Consider the following 4,143-nt stretch of genomic DNA (forward strand, 5'->3'; position numbering starts at 1 on the left):
ACATCCTGACCAAACGGATTTCCCGGCATGCCCGCTGGGACAACCATGGCACCCGAATTTCCTGTCAAGGTTGTGGCCGGTGTGGCCACATACATGGGGGTGCCCACGCTTTGCGTATGCGTATGGCTATAATTTGCCGTCATATAAAGCTGAAGGTTATCATTGACATCAAAGTGCCCTGTTGATGCCAGTGATCCTACGTCCTGCTTGGATATGATCTGGTTATCTTTGGAGTAATCGTAGTTATCGCTCCATTTATACGGTCTGTAGCCCCCGTTTCCGTCAGAAATAACGGAGTTTGCCACACCATCGCTGGCAGCGGTCAGCGGTGCGCCACCGTTCACAGAAGCAAAGACAGGTTGAGCCCCGTATTGGGAGCCGTAATATTGCTCTTGACCCGGCGGGTTGTTGACCTTTGCTTCTTTCATGGCCCATTTGCGTTGGTCAGCCGCCATGGGGGCCTGATAGTTGTAAGATCCCGCAATGGTAAAATTGCCGCGGTCATGCATGAAGTTGAACCCATGCGCTGCGGTTAACGCAGTGGTCTGGTCATCTCCATATTCGCTGATGCCGCCGTTGGCGGTAAATGTTGTGCCAGTGAAATTTTTCTTGAGAATAATGTTGACCACACCTGCAATGGCGTCAGACCCATAAGTGGTGGATGATCCATCTTTCAGGATTTCAATACGGTCGATCATGGCCGGAACAATGCTGTTCACGTCAGGGCAATCAACCGCGCCATTTCCGTTGACCATGCGGTGGCCGTCAACCAGCACCAGCGTGCGGGCAGTACCGAGGCTTCGGATATTCAGGCAGGACCCGCCGGAGTTACTATAGGTATTGCCAGAAAAACCCATTGAGGGAATACGCGCGAAAATATCACCCGTTGTCATGGAGGATGATCGCTGGATCTGATCACTGGTGATGACGGTAACAGGCTGAATTTCAGCCGTTTCTTTCGCACCAAGATGTGTCCCGACCACCGTAATGGCCTCATCCTTACCCGTGGTTTTTGAAGAAACCTTGGAGCTTCTGGACGTTTTGTTGGTAATGGCCTTGCCGGTTGTGGTGCCTGGCAGGGAAATGATCTGGGCTTGCGCCTCGGTCGTCCATCCGTAACAGAAGGCTGAAATTCCTAAAAGAAGAATACGCTTCCTACAGGACCCTAAACCTCGCATACCCCGTTTCCTTCCCGGCCGACCGCCATGTAAATACGATATCGCAATGGTCGGGAGAAAATGGATATTTGTCCATGTCAAAAACATCTGTCCCTATTAGCCATTGGTTAAGAGTGGCGAAGGGAGAGGGTAAAGGCGTTGGTTTTGCGCTGCTAAACCGTGGGCAGCGCCGCAAGGTCGCGTTTTATCTCTTCCTTGAGAAGTGCGAGAATATCTTGCGAGATATGGGAAAGTGCGTAATCCGCCCGGAAGAGAACCGTGCAGGCCATGCCCAGCGGTGGCTTGAGCGGAAGCGGGGGTGGCAAGCCCGGATGATGCAGGGCCGTCAGCCCATCCACAATGGCGCACCCACCGCCAAGCCGCACCAGTTCAGCCGCCATGTAATGGGTTCGCACCCGCACAACAGGCACGGCAGATAGACCTGCTTCCTCCCACGCCATATCCAGCAGGCGGGCGGTGGGGTCATTCTCGCTCAGGCCGATATAGCGGGCGGGATCAATATCCTCCAACGCAACGGGGCCTTTGGTGCAGTTCTGGTCAATCAGCACCAGCGGTACTTCGGCAATATGGCTGGCAGTCAGGCCCTGTTTTTCATACGTGCCGAACACAATGCCCAGATCAAGATCATGGTTGAGAATGCGCGAGACAATCTCCGGCCCATGCAGCGTATCAATTGTGAGTTCGTTACCCGGATGGGTGGCGTGATAGCGCTGAATCACCCGTGGCACCACGCTCAACCCCAAGCTTGGCACGCAGCCAATGCTGATGGCGTGACCATCCCGCGCGTAACGGAGGTTTTCGGTCAATCTTTTGAGATCGGATACTTTCTCAAAAATGGTGTTCACATGCGGTAGCATGATCAGGGCTTCACGCGTGGGCACAAGCCTGCCACCCGTGCGCTCGAACAGTGCGAACCCCAAAGACTGCTCCGCATAGCGCAGAACCTTGCTGGCCGCAGGCTGAGAGACATGCAACACTTCAGCAGCACGACGCAGGGAGCCTGTGGACATGATCGCATAGAAAACTTCGATCTGACGTAAACGCATAACGGGCGTTTCATCCTTCCTGTTTTATCGTGTTCCTGAAACACACAGTCTCTGCACGGGCAGCGTGCAGAACGCGTTCCATAAAGACGCAAGCCTGCCATGGTCTGCGGGTTCTGCTATAACAGAATGTTAACATGCCACAACAAAATTGAAAGACACAATGCCCTGTGCCGTGTTGTCCCCCCGCCAGCTTGGCCGCATACTTGCCCCCGCATTGCAGGGAGAGACCAGACTGTGAAGACACGGCTTTTATGACCATACTTGATCTGGCCGTGATGCTCGCCTACCTGGCGGGCATGCCGCTGCTGGCCGTAGCTCTTTCGGGCCGCCAGGCTTCCACCGCCGCGTATCTGGAAGGCGGGCATGATCTGCCATGGTGGGCGCTCTGCCTTTCCATGGTGGCAACGGAAACCTCTACCCTCACCGTTATCAGTGTGCCCGGCGTGGCCTTTGGCAGCGGCATGGTGTTTGTGGGGCTGGCCCTTGGCTATCTGCTGGGCCGTGCCATTGTGGCCTGGAAATTTCTGCCGCTTTACAGTTCCGGCCGCATGCTGAGCGCGTATGATTATCTGGGCCAGCGCTTTGGTGGCCGTATGCAGCGTGCGGCCTCCGCCACTTTTCTGGGCACCCGTGTTCTGGCGGAAGCCGTGCGACTATTTGCCGGCATGCTACCGCTAACGGCCATGCTGGCCGCGGCCCATATGGCCGTGCCCCGTACCCTGCTGCTGGTTTGCATTGTAGGCATTACGCTTTTTTACACCTTATGCGGGGGCCTGCGGGCGGTTGTGTGGTCTGACGCCATTCAGTTCTGCCTGTATCTTGGGGGCTCCGCTTTGTGTGCGGCCCTGTTGCTGCATGGATTGCCCTCCGGCGCCTTCAGCACATTGCAGCATGCTGGGAAATTTGCATTGTTTGCGCAGGCATCCGTCCCTTTCAGCAGTGCTTTCACCCCTGTTGCCGCCATTGGCGGGGGCGCGTTGATGACGCTTGCCTCCCACGGGACAGACCAGTTGATGGTGCAACGTGTGCTGGCCGCCCGCAGCCTGAAGGAAGCCCGCATGGCGCTGATGGGCAGCGCCGTGGGCGTGGCGGCGTTGTTCTTCCTGCTTTCCTGTGTAGGCATTCTGCTGTGGATGTATCATGGGCAGGTGCCGTTGGCGCAGACGGGCCTATCCTCACCAGATGCCGTGTTTCCTGACTACATTGTGCACGGACTGCCACCGGGGCTGCGCGGGCTGATGGTTGCGGCCATTCTGGCGGCCACCATGGGGTCACTCTCCTCCACCCTGTCCGCCATGACAGCCGCCACGGTGGGAGATTTCTCCGCGCTCTGCACCCGTCTGAGCCGGATGATCAGCGTTGGCCCGCTGGCGCTGGCGCGCGGCATTACCGTGGTCTGGGCTGCGGCTCTTGTTGGCTGTTCCTTGCTGTTTGCACAGGGAAGCCAGTCCGCCGTGCTGCTTGGGCTGTCCATTGCCGCCTGTAGCTACGGCCCCATGCTGGGCACCTTTCTGGCAGGCATGCTGCTGCCCTCTGCCCGCTCTGCCGAGCTTTTGCCCGCCTTTTGCGTGACCGTGCCGCTGATGTTGCTGGCCATGGTGGCGCTGCACCCCGACGGCCATGCACTGGCGTTTCCGTGGCTGATTCTGCTGGGCATGGTGCTGCTGTTTGTATTTGCCGCGGGCCTGCATGTGGTGCGCGGCGTGATCTCCCTGCCTGCTAAAAGGCCTAAATCATGACCCGTATCAGCCGCCGCGCTCTGGCCACACGCACCAGCAAACTTGCTCTTCAGGCTGCTGTGGGGTTGGGGGGAGCCATGGCAACACGCGGGGCTGCCGCTACAGCCCACGCTGCCCCGCCCGCACCACCCCCCTGCCAGAAGCAGGCCACGGAAACGCCAGTGCATGGCCGTCGGGGTG

Annotated in this window: 4 protein-coding genes; 2 read left to right on the plus strand and 2 right to left on the minus strand. The window is 57.8% G+C overall.

The window, feature by feature from the left end; all coding sequences use genetic code 11:
• Nucleotides 1-1,178 (minus strand): TonB-dependent receptor plug domain-containing protein (locus tag AD944_RS01070; protein ID WP_169796351.1); only part of this gene is annotated, 1,178 nt, incomplete at its 3' end.
• Nucleotides 1,179-1,330: 152 nt separating this feature from the next.
• On the minus strand, nt 1,331-2,224 hold the full coding sequence (locus AD944_RS01075; protein WP_035381285.1) for a LysR family transcriptional regulator: 894 nt from the start codon (nt 2,222-2,224) through the stop codon (nt 1,331-1,333).
• Between the two features lie 251 nt (nt 2,225-2,475).
• Between AD944_RS01075 and AD944_RS01080 the strand changes: the two genes are divergently transcribed.
• Together AD944_RS01080 and AD944_RS01085 are read left to right on the plus strand one after the other, a co-directional pair.
• Nucleotides 2,476-3,963 (plus strand): sodium:solute symporter, encoded by a 1,488-nt coding sequence (locus tag AD944_RS01080; RefSeq protein WP_045542661.1) that lies wholly within the window; start codon nt 2,476-2,478, stop codon nt 3,961-3,963.
• Nucleotides 3,960-4,143 (plus strand): hypothetical protein (locus AD944_RS01085; protein ID WP_211263319.1); only part of this gene is annotated, 184 nt, incomplete at its 3' end. The genes AD944_RS01080 and AD944_RS01085, both read left to right, overlap by 4 nt.

The sequence above is a fragment of the Acetobacter tropicalis genome (assembly GCF_001580915.1).
Classification (GTDB): domain Bacteria; phylum Pseudomonadota; class Alphaproteobacteria; order Acetobacterales; family Acetobacteraceae; genus Acetobacter; species Acetobacter tropicalis.

Coding starts and splice junctions, on each gene's coding strand:
- AD944_RS01075 (WP_035381285.1), bottom strand. CDS start 2,224: ATGCGTTTACGTCAGATCGAAGTTTTCTATGCGATCATGTCCACAGGC.
- AD944_RS01080 (WP_045542661.1), top strand. CDS start 2,476: ATGACCATACTTGATCTGGCCGTGATGCTCGCCTACCTGGCGGGCATG.